This is a genomic window from Gluconobacter cerevisiae, assembly GCF_015244675.1.
Taxonomy (GTDB): Bacteria; Pseudomonadota; Alphaproteobacteria; order Acetobacterales; family Acetobacteraceae; genus Gluconobacter; species Gluconobacter cerevisiae.
In genome coordinates, this window is sequence record NZ_JABCQO010000001.1 from 213,025 (window position 1) to 230,121 (window position 17,097).

Annotated in this window: 20 protein-coding genes; 2 read left to right on the plus strand and 18 right to left on the minus strand. The window is 59.2% G+C overall.

What is annotated here, in order from left to right; all coding sequences use genetic code 11:
• Nucleotides 1-18: 18 nt before the first annotated feature.
• The 8 genes from sctR to HKD21_RS00900 are packed head-to-tail and all read right to left on the minus strand — an operon-like array spanning nt 19 to nt 6,476.
• Nucleotides 19-669 carry a type III secretion system export apparatus subunit SctR gene (gene sctR / locus HKD21_RS00865; protein WP_062029803.1) on the minus strand — a complete coding sequence of 217 codons (651 nt, stop codon included), beginning with the start codon at nt 667-669 and terminating at the stop codon, nt 19-21.
• Nucleotides 666-1,724, minus strand: a complete 1,059-nt coding sequence (locus tag HKD21_RS00870) for a FliM/FliN family flagellar motor switch protein (protein ID WP_194253787.1) — start codon at nt 1,722-1,724, stop codon at nt 666-668. Before HKD21_RS00870 ends, sctR begins: the two co-directional genes overlap by 4 nt.
• A complete protein-coding gene (locus HKD21_RS00875; RefSeq protein WP_194253788.1) occupies nt 1,721-2,266 on the minus strand; it encodes a hypothetical protein in 546 nt (181 codons plus the stop codon). Before HKD21_RS00875 ends, HKD21_RS00870 begins: the two co-directional genes overlap by 4 nt.
• Nucleotides 2,242-3,960 (minus strand): FliI/YscN family ATPase, encoded by a 1,719-nt coding sequence (locus tag HKD21_RS00880; protein ID WP_228120685.1) that lies wholly within the window; start codon nt 3,958-3,960, stop codon nt 2,242-2,244. Before HKD21_RS00880 ends, HKD21_RS00875 begins: the two co-directional genes overlap by 25 nt.
• The gene (locus HKD21_RS00885; RefSeq protein WP_194253789.1) at nt 3,953-4,552 is read right to left on the minus strand and encodes a hypothetical protein; all 600 of its coding nucleotides are present in this window, start codon (nt 4,550-4,552) and stop codon (nt 3,953-3,955) included. Before HKD21_RS00885 ends, HKD21_RS00880 begins: the two co-directional genes overlap by 8 nt.
• On the minus strand, nt 4,545-5,162 hold the full coding sequence (locus HKD21_RS00890; RefSeq protein ID WP_194253790.1) for a hypothetical protein: 618 nt from the start codon (nt 5,160-5,162) through the stop codon (nt 4,545-4,547). Before HKD21_RS00890 ends, HKD21_RS00885 begins: the two co-directional genes overlap by 8 nt.
• Nucleotides 5,163-5,176: 14 nt before the next feature.
• Entirely contained in the window at nt 5,177-5,935 is a 759-nt protein-coding gene (gene sctJ / locus HKD21_RS00895; protein ID WP_194253791.1) for a type III secretion system inner membrane ring lipoprotein SctJ, read from the minus strand.
• A gap of 4 nt (nt 5,936-5,939) precedes the next feature.
• On the minus strand, nt 5,940-6,476 hold the full coding sequence (locus HKD21_RS00900; protein WP_194253792.1) for a hypothetical protein: 537 nt from the start codon (nt 6,474-6,476) through the stop codon (nt 5,940-5,942).
• 163 nt (nt 6,477-6,639) lie between these two features.
• Between HKD21_RS00900 and HKD21_RS00905 the strand changes: the two genes are divergently transcribed.
• On the plus strand, nt 6,640-7,248 hold the full coding sequence (locus HKD21_RS00905) for a hypothetical protein (protein ID WP_194253793.1): 609 nt from the start codon (nt 6,640-6,642) through the stop codon (nt 7,246-7,248).
• A gap of 114 nt (nt 7,249-7,362) precedes the next feature.
• Here HKD21_RS00905 and HKD21_RS00910 read toward each other — a convergent pair whose 3' ends face one another.
• Nucleotides 7,363-7,857 carry a hypothetical protein gene (locus HKD21_RS00910; RefSeq protein WP_194253794.1) on the minus strand — a complete coding sequence of 165 codons (495 nt, stop codon included), beginning with the start codon at nt 7,855-7,857 and terminating at the stop codon, nt 7,363-7,365.
• A 375-nt stretch (nt 7,858-8,232) separates the two neighbouring features.
• Here HKD21_RS00910 and HKD21_RS00915 point away from each other — a divergent pair, with 375 nt between their 5' ends.
• Nucleotides 8,233-9,009, plus strand: a complete 777-nt coding sequence (locus HKD21_RS00915; protein WP_194253795.1) for a tetratricopeptide repeat protein — start codon at nt 8,233-8,235, stop codon at nt 9,007-9,009.
• Here the strand turns inward: HKD21_RS00915 and HKD21_RS00920 are convergent.
• From HKD21_RS00920 to HKD21_RS00960, 9 genes are all read right to left on the minus strand, one after another.
• Entirely contained in the window at nt 8,970-9,689 is a 720-nt protein-coding gene (locus HKD21_RS00920; protein ID WP_194253796.1) for a hypothetical protein, read from the minus strand. The genes HKD21_RS00915 and HKD21_RS00920 overlap by 40 nt on opposite strands.
• Nucleotides 9,686-11,125: a type II and III secretion system protein family protein gene (locus HKD21_RS00925; protein ID WP_194253797.1), complete on the minus strand. Its 1,440-nt coding sequence runs from the start codon at nt 11,123-11,125 to the stop codon at nt 9,686-9,688. Before HKD21_RS00925 ends, HKD21_RS00920 begins: the two co-directional genes overlap by 4 nt.
• A 22-nt stretch (nt 11,126-11,147) precedes the next feature.
• On the minus strand, nt 11,148-11,867 hold the full coding sequence (locus HKD21_RS00930; RefSeq protein ID WP_194253798.1) for a winged helix-turn-helix domain-containing protein: 720 nt from the start codon (nt 11,865-11,867) through the stop codon (nt 11,148-11,150).
• Between the two features lie 31 nt (nt 11,868-11,898).
• Entirely contained in the window at nt 11,899-14,040 is a 2,142-nt protein-coding gene (sctV, locus tag HKD21_RS00935; RefSeq protein WP_194253799.1) for a type III secretion system export apparatus subunit SctV, read from the minus strand.
• A complete protein-coding gene (locus tag HKD21_RS00940; protein WP_062029774.1) occupies nt 14,037-14,360 on the minus strand; it encodes a hypothetical protein in 324 nt (107 codons plus the stop codon). The genes sctV and HKD21_RS00940 overlap by 4 nt, the downstream gene beginning before the upstream one ends.
• 2 nt (nt 14,361-14,362) lie before the next feature.
• Nucleotides 14,363-14,743 carry a hypothetical protein gene (locus HKD21_RS00945; protein ID WP_194253800.1) on the minus strand — a complete coding sequence of 127 codons (381 nt, stop codon included), beginning with the start codon at nt 14,741-14,743 and terminating at the stop codon, nt 14,363-14,365.
• A 36-nt stretch (nt 14,744-14,779) separates the two neighbouring features.
• Complete coding sequence (locus HKD21_RS00950) at nt 14,780-15,685, minus strand: SctD/MshK family protein (protein WP_194253801.1); 906 nt, start codon at nt 15,683-15,685, stop codon at nt 14,780-14,782.
• A gap of 109 nt (nt 15,686-15,794) precedes the next feature.
• Complete coding sequence (locus tag HKD21_RS00955) at nt 15,795-15,983, minus strand: hypothetical protein (RefSeq protein ID WP_146792858.1); 189 nt, start codon at nt 15,981-15,983, stop codon at nt 15,795-15,797.
• Between the two features lie 166 nt (nt 15,984-16,149).
• The gene (locus HKD21_RS00960; RefSeq protein WP_194253802.1) at nt 16,150-16,830 is read right to left on the minus strand and encodes a hypothetical protein; all 681 of its coding nucleotides are present in this window, start codon (nt 16,828-16,830) and stop codon (nt 16,150-16,152) included.
• Between the last annotated feature and the right edge of the window lie 267 nt (nt 16,831-17,097).

The following is a 17,097-nucleotide window of genomic DNA, read 5'->3' on the forward strand; positions in this document are numbered from 1 at the left end:
TACCCGCGAAGTGGCGGCCTACGCATAGCTCATCACCAGACCGTGCAGCAGGCGCGTCCAGCCGCTGGCGAGAACGAACAGAAGCAGCTTGAGCGGAACCGAGATCGTGTTGGGCTGAACCTGGGACAGGCCCATCGCGATCAGGATCGTGGTGACGACGAGGTCAATCGTGATGAAGGGCAGATAGATCAGGAAGCCAATTTCGAAAGCCCGTTTGAGCTCTCCCGTCAGGAAGGAAGGCAGGAGAATGGGAAGTGATTCCGGCGTCAGGCTGTCGCGCATGTCTTCGGGCCACAGGCGCTGGGTGGCGTTCATGAAGAAATTACGTTCGGGGGCCTGTGTGAAGCGGAGCAGATGCTGGGCAACGGGCGCCTGCACGCGTTCATAGGCATCCACATAATCCGTCAGCGTCTCGTATTTCTGGTCGCTCTCCATGGCCGCCTTGTAGATGTCGTGGCCGAGAGGCGCGGAAATGAAGAGCGTGAGAATCAGCGAAATCGCATAAAGCACAATATTCGGCGGAGACTGCTGAATACCGAGCGCAGTGCGCAGCAGGAACAGGACGACCGAGATTTTCACGAACGACGTGGTGGTGATGACCGCGAGTATCAGGACGCCGAACCCAAGGGTCAGGACGAGGGCCGTGACGAGATTGGTCGAGCCGATCATGCGGTGATGATCCGCGTCACCCGGATGGCGACGGAGGACCCGAGATCCACGAGTTCGCCTTCGCCAATGCGCCGGCCATTGGCCATGATTGACACGGAACGCTCGGTCAGGGCGCCGATATCAATCACATGCCCTTCTCCGATCGTCCTCAGTTCAGCCAGCGAAACCGGCATCCGCGCCAGTTCGAAGGTCAGGGGGATCTGAAGCTGTTCGATTGCGGAGGCATCGGCCACGACAGTCGTGGACTGGTGCGGTTCGGTCGCGGAGGACGGAGGTGTTTCAGTCATGCTGTTCCAATCTGCTGGCCAAATCCGGGCAAGCGGCGCAAACGCACCCTCAAAGACAATCCTGCTGCCATCATGCCGGACCAGTGCGCCCAGTACATCGCCCGCAACGATCACATGCCGGACCTGCGCTGCCGTTCCGAGAACCAGTCCAAAGCCGGGCCCGAGCGTCATGAGCTCATCCGGTGAGACCAGAACGCTCCCGATCCTTAACGACAGCATTACTGGCGGATCAGGAAAACGACGCATAAGCGGCGGTGCAAGACGGTGCAGCACGGGCATCAGTACCGGAGGCAGACGAAGCACGCCACAGAAACTGCCCGACGTATCAAAACGGGCCTCAAACCCAATTTCAACCAGTGCGGAAGCTTGGGCCGTGGCCTGTTGTGCTGGTTCGATCCGCGTGAAACGGATCGGCGCGTTTATCGCAGCCTCCAGCGTCGTCAGCCCCCGATCCAGCAATAGCTCCAGAAGCAGCAGGACCGCCGTGGACTCCATAGGCGCGCGAGGCTTCGGCTCAGCCAGTGAAACCAGCGTCTGAAGGACATCGTGAGGGAAAAGACATTGCCCCTCCTCCCGCTCGCCGATCCGAAAACAGACTGCACTCCACCGCGCTGATGTGATTCTCGGTGGTGTAAAACGGGCCGAAAGCCTCTCTTCGCCCACCGGCAGGGCAAAGTCGTGTCGCCCGAGCAGGCCGGCCGCCGAAACGTCATAGCCCAGAGGCTTCGGAATGAGCCGTCGTATCGCGGGTGGCAAAGACAGCATCATGGAACGCTGTGCCGTGATGTCGTGCGATACTGGCGGGTGAGGCGCGCGCTACTCTGGCGCATCATGGCGAGTTCCGCGATGTCCTGCTCCTCGCGCCGTTCCTGCGCCGTGCGGCGTTCAATGACAACCCGTTCCAGCAGGTCGCGCGCCTGTTTTTCGCGCTGTTCGTATTGCATCAGGAGACGACGGGTCGCGGCAGCGAGCTGACGCGCTTTTTCGACGTCACGTTCGGCCTGAGCAACCTTGTCCTTCAAGCGTTTTTCGTGATGGGCCAGCTCCTCAGTATGCTCGTGATCCCGGCGCAGCAGAACGGCACTGACCAGCGCGTCCTGCGGGCGAGAGGAGATCTCCGCCCGCACCTGAAGCTGGTGTGCCTGGTGGGTGGAAAGGACCTGACATGCATGAGTGAGTATGCCGAGACGCTGATCGACCTGTGACGTCGCAGCAGACAGAAGCTGCCGCGCCTCTGTGGCACGGCGCTGACGCAGCGTCACAAGCTGTCCCGCCGCCTGCGGACTCAGGCGCAAAGACGGCTCAGCCATTCCAGCATCTCCGCAAAGGACGTCCGCTCGTCGTTACCCTGACGCAGGAAATTCCGGAGCGCGCCGATTTTGGCAATCGCTTCATCTGCCAGCGCGTCGCCGCCGGGTTTGTATTCGCCGACCTGCAACAGAAACTCGATCTCCTGATATTTCGCCCAAAGGCTCCGGATTTTCGTGGCCGCAGCCTGATGCCGCGGATCGGCCACGAGAGACATCACGCGCGAACGGCTGGTCAGAACGTCGATGGCCGGATAATGCCCGGCTGCTGCGAGTGCGCGCGACAGAATGACATGGCCGTCCAGAATGCCGCGTGTTTCCTCGGCAATCGGATCATCCATCCCGTCCTCGACCAGCACGGTATAAAACGCCGTGATCGATCCCCTCACCCCCATGCCGGCGCGCTCCATGAGCTGGGGCAGTGCTGCGAAAACCGACGGAGGAAAGCCGCGCCGTGTGGGAGGCTCCCCAGCGGCCAGTCCGATTTCGCGCAGGGCCCGGGCGTAACGGGTGACATTGTCCACGAACAGCAGGACCTTCAGCCCCTGATCGCGGAAATATTCCGCAACCGTCGTGGCGGCCTGTGCACAGACGACGCGCTCGGCGGCGGGTCGGTCAGAGGTGGCGACGATCAGGACAGCGTTCTTCAACCCTTCCGCACCCAGATTATGCTCGACGAATTCGCGGACTTCACGGCCACGTTCGCCTACCAGCGCTACGACCGCGACATCGGCGGAACTGCCCTTGACGATGGCAGACATCAGGGTGGATTTGCCCGCCCCGGCCTCGCCATATACGCCGAGCCGTTGCCCTTCCCCACAGGTCAGCAAGCCGTCCAGAGCACGCAGCCCGACAGGCAGCGGCCGGTCGATTGGCTGACGCTCCATCGCGGGAGGCGGCGCGGCAGAAACGGAGCGTGAGGGCCCTGCTTCCAGAGGTCCCAGACCATCAATGGGCGTGCCGAGCGCATCAAGAACCCGGCCCAGAAGCCGCTCGCCAACCGGAAAGCTGCGTCGTCCCCCCGTCGTGACGACTTCCGTATCCACCGAGACGCCTTCGAGGCCGCCCATTGGCGTCATGAGCACTTCGTTTCCGTCCAGCCCCACCACTTCCGCATCCAGAGACCAGTCGCGATCACGGTTTTGCAACCGACAAAGATCGCCCACGGCCACATTTGGTAAAATGGCGCGGATAATGGTTCCGGTGGCACTTACGACGCGCCCCTGCATCGGGTGCGTATCGATCCCCGCCGCCCGTGAGCGCAGCATGGGCAGGAGGGTCTTCATTCGCGCAATGACATGATCGGCAGTCTGTGACGGATCACGACTCACCTGCGCTTGAGACGCCTGCTTAGCCTGCGGTTTATGCGGCTCGGCCTCATCGGGCAGACGGGGCGCGTCCGTCGGGTCTGTGTTTTCCGAAGCCCGATCCTGTCCGATAAGAGACGCACCGGACTGACCGGTCCGGGCATCAGGTGTTTCGGGATCGGAACGTGAAACGGCCTGTTCCGTTTCGCTCGGGACCAGTTCCTGTGCCTGCCGTTTCTTGTCCGTCCGTTGCAATGTATGGAGCCGAACGAAATCTGCTTCTAACACGCTGGCAAGCGACACAGCCGGACGGGACACATCCGTCATGCCATCCACAGAAACCGTGTCGTCCGGAAAATGTGAGGATGGCGTCAGGGGCATGTCAGTCATGCTGCATCCATTGTGCGCTCAGATGCTCTCGCAGCACGGCAAGCTGGGCGTCCACGCCCAGTTCTGCGACGCCCAGCTCACTTTCCAGCACGCAGCGCCCGGATGCCAGCATCGGGTCGATCTCAAGGCGCAGGCCGGGGTTGTGGACTGTCAGGTCTTCTACGACCGGACGCAGGATTTCGGCGCAGTCGGATGCCACGCGCAGCGTTGCCAGCGTGCCATGCCGGATTTTCCCCAGTGTATGCCGGATGGCCGCAGGAAGGGCGCTCCCGATATCGAGCCGTCCGAACAGATCCGTTACGACGTCCGTCACGATAGCTGGAAGGCTCGTTTCCAGATCCCGAAGCACTTTGGCGACGGCTTCATCCGTCGCGAGAAGACGACGTGCCATTTCTGCGGAGGCTTTGTCATGGCCGGTCTGATAGCCACGCCGACATTCCGCGTCATAGGCGTTCCGCGTCGCGGACAGCAGCACGGTGGCATTACGGATGGCGGTATCATAGGCCAGAGACGCCTCGCACCACGCGCTCATGTCCTCAGGGCGCAAGACCGTCGTGGAAGGCCGCATCCGCGAAAACATCCGTTCAGACATGCGCAGCAACCCCTTCCGCGACCTTCAGGATGATCGGGTCGTACGCGCCGGATGCTGCTGGCAGAAGTGTTCTTGCAGGCAATTTCAGCGTTGCGAGGCGCCCATAATCTCCCGTCAGGCTGTCGCGCCAGCGGATCAGACAGGACCAGCCGCAGTCCGTTACGGCTCTGGCGAGTCCGGCAATGTCCGTATCGGGTTCGGGGGATGGTCCTGCGGACGGCATTGGCACACCGCTCTGCGCCCAGTGCGCACCATTGCGAATTCCAAACAGTCTGACATTTTCGCCCAATACGGTATCGAGCACCGTAATCGCCTGACGGTCCACCTGTTTCGCCAGACTCCGCCAGTAAACGACAGCCCCCATATGCCGCCCTGCCCTTTGCAAACCCTCCTCCGGCTGAAGGGCCAAAGCCTCCAAGGGGTCCTGTGGAGGATGGACAGGCGGCAGTCCCTGACAGTCCAACAGCTCGATCAGGCGTTCTGAAAGTCTTGAACAGGTCTGGAGTTTCTGAACCGTATCACGGTGCAGCATCGGCAGACGCAACTGCAAATGGGACGGATGAATGTCCGCCAGCATCTGTCCGCATTTCATTTCAGAAGAAACGGCCATACTGTACGCTGCGTTCACGCGGCTTCACGCTGCACGATAGCCAGTTCCGTCGCGTTCGAAGCAGTTTTCCTGCGAAAGCGCCGCCATAGAATGCTGGCGCCATACCCGGCAGGAAAGGCGAAAGCAAAAAACCATCCGGTCCAGCCGAGCGGGCTCATCCATTCCGTCTGAACCGGCGGAAGATGCGGAACCGCGACTGGCAAAAGAATGACGGAGACCCGGTCATAGGCCAGATCCTGAACGGCATTGGCGACCATCAACTTGATCTTGGGCAGCAGCCCCGATACAGCCGTTCCGGAATCGTACCGGATGACGACAGAGGCTGTGGCCGGTTTGTCCACACCCGTCACCGGGTCGCTCGCGGCAGGTGCGATATGGACACGCGCATCAATCACACCATCAATATCATTGAGCGTGTGCCCAAGCTCCTGACTGATGCCGTAATACAGCTTGGCCCGTTCAGCGGTGGGCGTGCTGATCATGCCCTGCTGCTGGAAAATCTTGTCCATGCTGTCATATCCGTTGCGGGGATAATGACTGCTGCGCAGGATGGAGACCGCATCCGCAACATGCCGCTCTGACACCTCCACGGTGGAACTGCCGTCCTTGGCAATCAGACGCGTAGCGGAAATCCCGTGTTGCAGAAGGATGGCGATCATCTCCATCGCATCGCGTTCCGAAAGCTCGGTGTAGAGCACGGTCTGGCACGCAGTGAGGGAGAGGAGAAGCAACAGGGCAGGAAGAGTAAGAAACAGGCGGCGGATACGAAACATCGCCTCATCCTCCCTGTGTGAGGAGGCTCTTCAGCGTGGATGTCATGTTCTGTGACGACACGGTGATGATATGGGTTTCGAATTCGGAATTGGTGAATGCCATCTGGCGGGTCAGGGCTTCGTTATACATCGCAACCCCCTCCTGCTCGACTTTTTCAAAAAGATTGTTGAGAGGGGCAGTTTTTTCGTCCACTTTCCCTGCGGGAGCGGCACTGGAAGACCCTGAAAGTCCCGGAACTCCCAAACTGCCCTGCGGAAGAGCCAGATGTCCCGATCCTGTTGCCGGAATAACTGTCGGCGCCAGCGCATTGAGCGTTGAAAAGGCACTACTGATCCGCCCCAGTCCTGACAGGATCTGATCTCCCAGTGTGTCTGTCGTGGAGATGGACTGCGTCTCGTATGTCTGACGTGCGGGCGTGCTTTGCAGGAAAGCAAGCTGATCTTCGCCGACAGGAGATACGCCTGCCGTCATCCCGGTTGTCTGGTCAGTTAGGGAGCGCTGGGCCAGCGCTGTCGCATCCAATCCCGTAATGCCTGTCATACCTGCGACCCCGAACGATTTCCTGCAACAGGCCCGGACCTATCGGGACTAGTTCTAGGGACGAAAGCTGATCTGAACCTGACCTTAAAATGGCCGCCGGAAAGCGTCTTCATGCAGTCGGCAAGAATTGTCGGGCTTCTGTGCGCGGTCTATAGAAGAACAGATGAAGCAGAACTCCACTTGCAGTTCAAAAAAGACGATGACGCTGCACCAGCGATTTCTTTCGGGCGTTCTGATGGCCTCTGCCATGTTTGCACTGCCTCGCAGCGTCAGGGCAGAGCCGCTGCCGCTTCCCGATCAGGGGCGCTATACGGTCATCCATCAGACCTTGTCCGACGTCCTGACCCAGTTCTGTGAAGATGTGAATCTGCGCGTTGTTGTGGACCCATCCATTCAGGGGAATGTGCGCTCAGGCTTTACCGCTGAGACGCCTCTGGCATTTTTGAATGCTTTGTCCGCCGAATACAGGCTGGACTGGTATTATGATGGCAACATCTTGCACGTCACACCATCATCCGCGACGACCACCCAGTCCTTTCCGCTTGGCGGCGTGTCGTATGCGGCGCTGATGCGGGTTATCGACGCAAAGAAAATGCTGGAACCCCATTATGCGATCCACACCGATGATCATGGGCGTTCAGTGAGCGTCTTCGGGCCGCCCGATCTGCGCGATCGCGTCAGCCAGACGATCCAGTCCCTCAGCGGACCGGGCGCGGGGCATCGAACAGTCAAGATTTTTCGAGGAAGTGCCGTTCAGGAAGTTTCGAAGTAGCTCGGGATTTCCTGAAAAATGCGCTGCCGACGAATTTGACCAGTTTTCCTAGTCCGTTCGTCGGCAGAATTCCCGATCAGAAATTCTGACCGGGAAGAGGAGCGCGCTATATCCTCAGGAGGCCGGCTGGGAAGGAATGGGAGCCAGATCCGGCTGACCTGTTTCGCCGGTCGTTTCCCCGCCCTTCGGGCTGGAGCTGCTGGAGGAGTCCTTGTTCTTGGCTTCCTGAGCCTGGATGAAACTGACCAGGCTGGTAATCTGCGTGAGGGACCCCAGCGGAACGGTGAGAGGCTTCAGAATCTTGTCAAATTTATCGCCAAAATCCTTCGCCTTGTCGCTTTTGGACTTAGTAGGCTTGGCCTTCGGTTCTGCGATAGCGGGCTCGGGTTCAATATGAGGGGTGTGCACGGCAGGCACATGCTCAGACGCTATCGATGCAGGATGGATTTCCGAATTTTGCGAATAAACGGAGCTGGGAGGTCTTGGCGCCGTGTTGTGAAGAGTCTCGTTGAAACTCGTAATTTCGCTGTGAGGGGTGGAGGTGCTTTCGCCAACGTGGGTTACAGGCGTATGCGGCTCAATTTCGCTGGATCCGATTCTACCGGGCATCTCTGGCTCTCTCCATGAATCAATGTTGCGCTCATCACCGAAATGCTAAAAGACCGGGACAGAGGGGCAAATCGGCGTGCTTTCATTCTGTAAGAGAGCAGTCTGTCTTTATCCTGATCTAGTTTTGACATTTGAAAGTGCTGATCCGGTTTCACGGAACCATTATACTCTGACGGGAATCCGGCCTTCGGGATCTGTCAAAAAAATTCCATATTTCAGGAGGCCGCCTGAAATCGTCAGCGCCGGATAAGATTGATAAGTTGCGCCTCTCAGAGCTGTTCTGCGCTTCGTTACGAAAGTTTTTCCATGCGGGTTTCTTTTCCGTCACGTACCGTGTTTTTTGCTTCCATCATGACGGTTTGCCTTGCCGGATGCGTGTCAAACGCTTCGCATAACGCACAGGATGTCGCGCGGGAGCGACAGGCGGCGCGAAACCCGGAAAGCATGATGAAAGTCGGTGACAGTGCGCGCGCGCGTGGAGAGTGGTCGACCGCCGCAGCCTTTTATGGTCGCGCCGTTGCCCTGCGTCCCGGACAACCGGATTATGTGGGGCCGTACGCCGAAGCGCTCATGCATCAGGGGCGAACGAACGAGGCGATCGAGGCCATTCACAGTGCCGAAGCCAACGCGACATCTGCTGAGCGCGTGCGCCTTGCGCTGCTGCTCGCCCAGTTACTCAATACCTCACAGCGTTCGCAGGAAGCGATCGGGGTTCTGCTCCCCGTGATCCAGCAAAACCCCAATTCCGCTCCTTTACGGGTGGCATTGGGGATTTCCTATGAAATTTCCGGAGATGCACAGGGTGCGCGTCAGAGTTATCGCGATGCGCTGCGGATCGACCCAAACAATATCGCCGCTGCGAATGATCTCGCCCTTTCGGAAGCCCTTGCAGGGCAGCCGCGTCAAGCACTTACTGAGCTTTTGGCTCTGCGGACGCAGGCCGTGGAGCGCGGGGCTTCGGCAGCCTCGCTTTCCACGATCGATGGAAATCTGGCGATCGTTTACGCTCTTGAAGGCAAATTATCTAACGCACGGCAATCCGCACGCTCGGCGGCCCTCAGCAGCGAACAGATCCAGCAGAACATGCGGTTCTATACCCTCCTGCACGCTGCTCAGGGCGTAGATGCCGCCTCATCCGTAGCGGGAGACTGAGACGCATCAGTCTGCGTCGTGGTGGTTGTGGATGTTGCCGGACTGTCGCTTCCAGTCGTCGCAGACGAACTGGTCCCCCCCGTGCCTCCACCGCCGATAGCGGATGGGAAATTCGACGTCGCAGGCGTTCTGTTCTGTGAATTGCGATCCATCCCCGCTTCCCACAATTCCACAACGCGGCCAAACCGCGCGCCATTGGCCGGTTGCAGATGCGCGGGCTCCAGCAGATCTCCCGGATTGGCGATTTCCGCGGCCAGGGCTGCGGCCTGAAGGCACTGCCCAAGCGGATACAGGCTTTCGGATGTATCCCCCGTCCAGGACGGACGGACGGCCTGACGACAATCGGGCTGCGCGACGACATAGGCCCTGAGCACAAGCGTGTCGGACGCATCGTGGACCACGCGGATCCGCGCCGGTTCCACACCAGCACGGACAAGTGCATGCGTCACGAGAGCCGTAATCTGCGGATCCGCGCCGTTGATCGTGGCGTGAACAGCGCGCGGATCGCCCAGTTTGGTGAGCGCGGCGTCGAGCGCACGGGCTGCGTTGGCGGCGTCAAGAGGAATGCGATGCTGGTTGACGCCCAGAAGAAGCGGCGGCGGAGGGCCAGACGAACGCGTGCCGCTGAATGTGCATCCGGTCAGCGACAGTGCAAGAAGGGCGAGGAGCGCGGGTCTCATTCGTAAAGAAACCCGGCCGCACCCTGAAGATGGGGCATGCGTGTGGGGTCGGGCCCATCCGTTGCCGCGGCCGCCGAGCGTCGGAGCAGCAGCGCCTCGATGGCGGATGTCGGACGGATATAGTCGGTCGGCAGCGCCGGGACACGATCGGACGGGTGAACGATATAGGCCGTGACGACGATCAGCAGTTCGCTCTCGTTGCGCTGGAACGACGTGGAGCGAAACAGCGATCCGAGCACCGGAATATCCGCCAGCCCTGGCACCTTGGAGATGGTATTACTGGCATCGTTTGAAATCAGCCCACCAATGGCGAAGCTCTGACCCGATGCAAGCTGGATGGTGGTGTCGGCCCGGTTGGTGCGGATTGCGGGAACAACACTGCTGCCGGAAATGGAATACGCCCCTTCCGAGGCTTCGGTAGAAACGGAACTGACTTCCGGAGCGACATGCATGCTGATCGTCCCGTCAGACAGAACCGTCGGCGTGAAATCGACGCTGACGCCATAATTCTTGTAGGTAATCCCGACAGTCCCCAGACCCTGCGGGATCGGAACCGGAAACTGCCCGCCGGACAGGAATTTCGCGGTCTCGCCGGACATGGTTGTGAGGTTGGGTTCCGCCAGCATAGTCGCAAGCCCCTCCGTCGCCATGGCGTCCAGTGTGCCCGTAACGGAAGACCCTCCGCTCGTATAGCTCCCCGAAAGCGCATTGGTTGCGCTCGACAGCGCCTTGATCGCGCTGGGAACACCACTCAGGCCGCCTGTTGCGGCACCGATGGCGAAAGAGCCCACCCCGTTGAAAACCGTTGTCCAGTTAAAGCCCAGATCCTGCGAGAGCTGCCGTTGCACTTCCGCAACCCGCACCACCAGATTGACCTGAACCGGCTCGCCGATCGTCAGACGATTGATCAGTTTCGCACCACTCCCGCCATATTGTCTGGCCAGGGCCTCGAGATGCGCGGCCGCTTTGGCATCCGGAACCGATCCGGACAGCACAACGCCTTCAGGCGACATCTGGACTTGAACATTCCGGCCGCCTTCCTTGGCGATCATGGCGCGCATCGCGTCCATGTTGAACGTCACCGTCACGTCGCCGGAAATCATTTTCTGGCCGCTCTGATCCAACACAATAAGCGTTGTATGGCCGGGTTTCTTGCCGAAGACGAACAGGCCGTCATTATCGGTGTACTGCACGTCCATAATCGTCGGATCGGCGATCATGACATTGCCAGCCGCGCGGGGGAGCTGGATCAGTTGCGCTCCTCCGACAGACAGTGTCATGGAGCCGCCATGCCGGGCGGGCTGCACCTGTGCGGCTGCACTTTGTGTGGTCAGCCCGACACTGGCAACGCTCAGGAACAGAAATGATCCCTGCAATGCGCCTGTACGGGCGATCTGCCAGAAACGTGTATCGTGTGCTGAACGGCCTGAAATCATACTGAAAAACTGTCCCTGCTCATCATGCCGTAAGTTCCTGCGACTGTGTCAGTCCCATATCCTTGTCGAGCCGTGCCGCAAGACGATAACCCACGCCGCGCACAGATTCGATTGTCACAAGGGAGCGTGCCTTTGCAAGCTGCCGCCGGATCCGGCTGACGCGGACCTCAAGGGAGTTCGGGCAGTATTCGGCCTGCGCGCCATAAACGTCATGTTCAAGTCCGGCCCGGGGCACGACGTGACCACGGCGGCGCATCAGGGATTCCAGAATCAGCGTCTCGCGGCGCTGGAGTGTGAGTTCAAGATTGCCGACCCGCACTTCACGTGTGGCGGTGCAGAGTGTGAGGTCGCTGAACTGATGCTGTTCGGCCGAACGGATGCGGGGACGACGCATGATGGTGCGAACACGTGCGACCAGTTCGCGCGAACTCACATCGCGCGTTACACTGTCATCCGCGCCCGCTTCAAGAGCTGCGATCCGCTCGTCCTGACAATTGGCAATAAGCACAAGAAATTCGTCGCCGTCATGTCGGCGGCAACGACAGCGCGCCTGCCACCAGACACTATAGACGCCATCGCCACTTGTGGAATCCAGCAGGACAAGACTGTAATTCGAAGCCGTTAGGGCCTCGTTTGCATCGTCGAGTGTTGTGAAAACATCCGCGCCGAAACCGGCGTTCTGAAGGTTTTTGGCAAGGCTGTCTGCATACCCACTATCGGGGGACATGATCATCAGTCTCATGTGCTTTTCTCCTGCAAAATCCGTTGATCCGTCATTGCTGTCTGGCAATGGCTGCATCGGCCCCGAACACGTCCGTTCCGATGGACGCGATGGGATGGACCGGGAATTCGTCGGCAAGATCCTGATAGGACAGAACGGGATTGTCGAAACCGTTCCGGATCAGGAATCCCCGGACGAACCGTCGCGTGTCGACTGAACACACGATGATGGGCTTGGTGGTTTCCGCTTCTGCGCCGGATTTCCCCGGCGCATTTGCCAGACGCTCGCGAACAGCCTCCAGAAGCTTCTGGGACGCATCGACCTCAAGCGCCAGAAACGAACCGGCAGGCGTCTCACGGACGGACTGCCGCAGAAGCTGGTCCGTTGCCTGTGACAGAACGATCGCAGGGATCGCCCTGTGGTTCGTCGCATAACGGTGGCAAATCTGACGGGACAGGGCGTTGCGGACGTGCTCGGCCAGCATCGGCACCTTGTTCTCGGTCTCGCCCCATTCCACGAGCGTTTCGAGAATAAGGCGCATATTGCGCAGGGAAACGTCCTCTTCCACGAGACGTCTGAGCACTTCTGCGAGACGCTGGACGGGAACCAGTTTCGTGGCCTCGCGCGTCAGATCGGCATATTGTGCTTCCACGCGCTGAACGATCTGGCGTGTTTCCTGAAGCCCGAGGAAACGCCCGGCATGACGGCGCAGCGCGGTACGGAAGCGAAAAGCAATGATCCCGGCGTGATCGTAAAATCCGATCCCCGCCGCCCGGAGCCGTCCTTCGCTGACGGAGGGAACCCAGAGGGACGGATCATTGGTCAGCAGAGCAACGCCTTCCTCGCCATCTATTCCGGCAAGGTCCAGATGAACCGGATCGTCGTGCAGCAGGAGGAAATCCTTGCGGAGCTCATGCTCCTCGATGGGAACATCTTCCAGATCGATCGAAAACCGCAAATCCCCGCTGTCGTCGCGCTGCCGGAGCGTGGGTGGCGGGAATTGGAAGCCCAGATCGTTGCCAATTTCCATGCTGACGCGGGCCAGAAGGCGGCTCAGACGTCCCTGATCCATGACGGCATTCAGCTTCTGGCTGAGTGTGATTGCCATGAGCGGAGTGAAATTCTCCTGCAGGATCGCGCTGGCCTGACCTGTGGGCGACGCTGCGGAAAAGGCATCGTCCTGCGCGCCGGAATGCGTTTGGGCGGAGCGTCGGAGGACGCGGTTCGTCAGGCCCTTCCAGTCCGGACGGCTACCGCAGAAGAAAATCGCCGCCAGAATGAGGAAGACGGGTTTGGGAAAACCGGGAATGAGCCCCATCGCCAGAAGCACGACCGACGCCACGCGCAGGGCACTACTGTTTGCCGTAAGCTGGGTCGCCATATCGCGGCCCAGATCCATGCCATGCCCACCCACGCGCGTGACCACGACGGCCGCCGTGATGGACAATAGCAGCGCCGGAATCTGCGAAATCAGAGCATCGCCGACCGTCAACAGCGTGTAGGTCTGCATGGCCTGACCAATCGCCATGCCATGCTGCGCCACACCGATGCCGATCCCGCCCACCAGATTGACCACGATGATGATCAGTCCGGCGATCGCATCGCCTTTCACGAATTTCAGGGCACCGTCCATTGCGCCATGCAGGGCGCTTTCGCTGGCAAGTTCGGTGCGCCGACGCCGGGCCTCGATCGCATCGATATCGCCCGACCGCAGATCGCTGTCGATGCTCATCTGCTTGCCGGGCATGGCATCAAGCGTAAAGCGTGCGCCCACTTCGGCAACGCGTTCAGTGCCTTTCGTGACGACAATGAACTGGACCGTGGTGACGATGGCGAAGACCACCAGACCGACAACGATGTTTCCGCCGATGACGAATTCGCCGAACGTCTCAACAATCGCCCCAGCATCCGCCGTCGTCAGGATCAGCCGCGTGACGGTGACTTCAAGTGCCAGCCGGAACACTGTCGAGACGAGGATCATGCCGGGAAGCGCCGTCAGATCCAGCGGCGAGCGCAGATAGACCGCCACCATTAACAACAGGACCGACAGGCTGAGATTGCATCCGATCAACACGTCCGCGAAGGCCGCAGGCAGCGGCATGATGAGCATGCCGATCGTCAGGACCAGCACCAGAACGAGGGCCAGATCCTGCCGCTGGCTCATGACCCGGAAAAAGGGCGTGAGATGCTTCATGCCGCAGCGTGCCGCGTATAGTGGGCAAAACAGGTACGCGCTTCGTCGAGGCGGCCAAGCTGGTGCAACGCCCGCGCCCTCAGGAGCGCATTGCCTGCATCAGGAGTGGTCTCAAGCCTGTCGAGACAGTCGAGCACAACGAGGGCGAGTTCGCTGCGGCGGATGACGGTATAGACATGCGCCAGCATCCGCAGACATTCATGGTCTCCCGTGCGCTGGGCAAGCACCAGCAGCAGCATGGGCAGAGCCCGCCAGGGCCGTCCGCAACAGATGTAGAGATAGGCCAGGGACAGCAGGAGATCGCGTTGATCGCTTTCCACCTCTAGCCGCCGATCAGACTGTTGGATGCCTTGAGCAACTGCTCAAGGCCCGCAAGTTCATGCCTGAGCGTTTCCAGCCCACCGGGGACGACAGGGGCGTTGCTGGCGTGTGAGGACGCCTGTTCTTCCAGCTTTCGCAGCAGTTCCTGCCTACGGGAAGACAAAAGAACTGCCGGATTGCGGAGATGCGGCATGATATGGGCGTACACCGCTCCGATAATGGTCGGTGGATCAATAGTTTCGGACAGCGCGTTTTCAGTCGCCAGGGTCTGGCGAAGGGCAGCGACTTCGGCATTCAGAAGGCTGTCGTCATGCTGCAGCGAGAGGTCCTGCAGAGCGCGGTCAAGACGGACAGTGCCTTCAGACCAGACCCTCTGAATCATCTGTACTGTCTCCGGCTGATCTGCCGGAGAGGCAGATCAGTAATTAAAGTTAATAGGCCGTAAACCCTTATGCATTATTACGGTATGTTTCCGTATCTCTGAAAGAGACAATCCTGTGACAATTTCATTACCGATCCGGTAGCGCTGCGAATGCACGACAATATTGGGGTTTTTCCCCGACCAGACGGCCTGTATGGGCACATCAACCGGTGCTGCGGCTGGAGCAACTGAGACGTTCGAGACCCATACGGCCTGCGTTCCGAAGGATGCATCGAACCATTTTTCGACGTCCCGGAATACCTTCATTTCCTGAACCGAAAGACTTCCCTCGACAATGATGACACCGGAAGACGCACTGACCTTCAACTCAGGAAGATGATTTTTCGTCAGTTGCTGCACGACGAGGCGTCCAAGCTCCGCATCGTTGATCGGCGGCTGGATGGAAGAAGCCGTTTCCGGATCAGGTGCACGGGAGGTAGACACGATATCTGTTCTGCGCGCGGGCGTCGCTGAATGTGACAACGCCTGCATCACGACAAGGATCAGAATGGTTGCCACCCCGCCGACAATTGCAAGCGTGGGATTGATTTTCCGTTTTGAAACAGGAATATTTTGATTCGTACTCGGAAGGGCTTCCGCAGAGGCTTCGAGAGTGCCATCGGCTCCCAGATGAAGAGACACCGACCCAAGTTGCAGCATCGCGGGGGCTGTGACGATCGTGCTTTCGCCAGACGGAAGCGGCTTTGTGTTCACCACGACATCAGGCGCAAGAGCGTGCAGCAAATATGCGCTGTCAGGCTGTTGCTTTATCGAAAGATGCTGTGCTGCGATGCCATCATCAAGCAGCGCCATGGTTGCATCCGGGCCTGAACCGACGATGACAGCCTCTGTGCCGAGCGTCATGACGGCATCGCTGTGCAATCCGTTCTGAACAACCAGCATGATCCGGCCCCGCGTCTGGAGGGATAATTCCCGTGTTGATGAAAACAAAAAATGGCCTGCATGACGAGGTCTGCCCCCGGCATGCAGGCCATGTCCGACGATGCGGAAATCAGTCCTTCGTAAAGGCAGACTTCGCGTTGCTTTCCATCGTCTGGGCAAAATCGTTCGCAAACGTCTGAGCGTTGGAGATTTCAGACATCTGCTCCTGCTTCTGCAGGTTCTGGTCTTCCATAGCTTCAGACTGCTGCATGATCTGCTGCATGGTTGAGTCGCTGCTGGCAGAGATGGAACCGCTCATTTTATTCTCCATGACGTTGTTAGTGACTAAAAACAGCGCCGTTTTCTCTCGGCGCCATTCGGAAGCTCACATGAACTCCCGAAAACCGTGACGTTCGTAACGAACGCCTGAACACGCTCTGCATTCCCCCCGCGCCCCGAAAACGCGCAGGGCAGAATGCGGGGCGTCAACCCAGTGCGGACTTCAGTTCGGACGCAGCGGAGCTGCCGTTGAACGTGCCGGACTGAATTTCGCTGGCCAGCATCTTCGCAACGTCAGCAAGGTTGTTGTTGCCGGCGTTCGAAGCTTCGCGAGCCAGAGCATTCAGATTGTTGAACTCATCCGAGCCGGACTTGCCGGACTGCAGGGCATCAGCAATCGTGTCGACATTGTTGCTCAGCGCATCAACGCTGTTGCCCTGAAGAGCCTGCTTGATGGCATTGCTGCTGCCGCCCTGATCATAAGTACCATCCGACAGGCTGCGGCCAATGTTGCCCGCAACGGAAGAGTCGAGGCCGTTACCCTGCTGGCTGGCTTCCGAAGAAACAGCCTGAGCGTACTGCTGAAGGGTGTTGCCGTTCGTGCCGTTCATATCGACAAGCGTCTTCAGCGTTTTCATGTCATCGCTGAGGTTACCAGTCAGAGACAGACCCGTGTTGCCGACAGGTGTGGGCGTCGAAGAACCAGCACCGGACGAACCCGCGCCCGAGCCGTTGCCGCTTGCTTCCATTTCCTGCAGGAGCTGGATCAGAGCCTGCTCCATTTCCTGTGCCGTTTGCGTGCTCAGGTTCTGGCCGGTGACTGAAGTGTTGAGGTCGCCCGTGCTCATCGGGCTAAATGTTGCGTTGTAACTGTCAACCGAGGACATACGGCTCTCCACATCAGAAAATCTGTGATCAGAGAGCAAGATATCGCTCACCCTCTTGCCCGAACTTTCCATCAGATGCGGCTGCAGGTCTTATGGTCGTTTCGGTCTGACGAAAGAGATATTTGAGCAGTCTGACCAAAACCTGACGTAAATTTCGTCAGATTTAATTTCTGGGGAAAACCGGAAAATGTTCACCAAATTGCAATCAAACAAATTGCGCATGACCATGAAAATCTGGGAGGTCGTGCTCCCGCCATAAAAACGATT

Excerpts from the sequence above, each read along its gene's own strand:
- sctR (WP_062029803.1), bottom strand. The coding sequence starts at position 669 with ATGATCGGCTCGACCAATCTCGTCACGGCCCTCGTCCTGACCCTTGGG.
- HKD21_RS00890 (WP_194253790.1), bottom strand. The coding sequence starts at position 5,162 with ATGGCCGTTTCTTCTGAAATGAAATGCGGACAGATGCTGGCGGACATT.
- sctV (WP_194253799.1), bottom strand. The coding sequence starts at position 14,040 with ATGAAGCATCTCACGCCCTTTTTCCGGGTCATGAGCCAGCGGCAGGAT.
- HKD21_RS00930 (WP_194253798.1), bottom strand. The coding sequence starts at position 11,867 with ATGAGACTGATGATCATGTCCCCCGATAGTGGGTATGCAGACAGCCTT.
- HKD21_RS00955 (WP_146792858.1), bottom strand. The coding sequence starts at position 15,983 with ATGAGCGGTTCCATCTCTGCCAGCAGCGACTCAACCATGCAGCAGATC.
- HKD21_RS00925 (WP_194253797.1), bottom strand. The coding sequence starts at position 11,125 with ATGATTTCAGGCCGTTCAGCACACGATACACGTTTCTGGCAGATCGCC.
- HKD21_RS00900 (WP_194253792.1), bottom strand. The coding sequence starts at position 6,476 with ATGACAGGCATTACGGGATTGGATGCGACAGCGCTGGCCCAGCGCTCC.
- HKD21_RS00945 (WP_194253800.1), bottom strand. The coding sequence starts at position 14,743 with ATGATTCAGAGGGTCTGGTCTGAAGGCACTGTCCGTCTTGACCGCGCT.
- HKD21_RS00920 (WP_194253796.1), bottom strand. The coding sequence starts at position 9,689 with ATGAGACCCGCGCTCCTCGCCCTTCTTGCACTGTCGCTGACCGGATGC.
- HKD21_RS00960 (WP_194253802.1), bottom strand. The coding sequence starts at position 16,830 with ATGTCCTCGGTTGACAGTTACAACGCAACATTTAGCCCGATGAGCACG.
- HKD21_RS00885 (WP_194253789.1), bottom strand. The coding sequence starts at position 4,552 with ATGTCTGAACGGATGTTTTCGCGGATGCGGCCTTCCACGACGGTCTTG.
- HKD21_RS00950 (WP_194253801.1), bottom strand. The coding sequence starts at position 15,685 with ATGCTGGTTGTTCAGAACGGATTGCACAGCGATGCCGTCATGACGCTC.
- HKD21_RS00880 (WP_228120685.1), bottom strand. The coding sequence starts at position 3,960 with ATGACTGACATGCCCCTGACGCCATCCTCACATTTTCCGGACGACACG.
- HKD21_RS00905 (WP_194253793.1), top strand. The coding sequence starts at position 6,640 with ATGAAGCAGAACTCCACTTGCAGTTCAAAAAAGACGATGACGCTGCAC.
- HKD21_RS00875 (WP_194253788.1), bottom strand. The coding sequence starts at position 2,266 with ATGGCTGAGCCGTCTTTGCGCCTGAGTCCGCAGGCGGCGGGACAGCTT.
- sctJ (WP_194253791.1), bottom strand. The coding sequence starts at position 5,935 with ATGTTTCGTATCCGCCGCCTGTTTCTTACTCTTCCTGCCCTGTTGCTT.
- HKD21_RS00910 (WP_194253794.1), bottom strand. The coding sequence starts at position 7,857 with ATGCCCGGTAGAATCGGATCCAGCGAAATTGAGCCGCATACGCCTGTA.
- HKD21_RS00870 (WP_194253787.1), bottom strand. The coding sequence starts at position 1,724 with ATGATGCTGTCTTTGCCACCCGCGATACGACGGCTCATTCCGAAGCCT.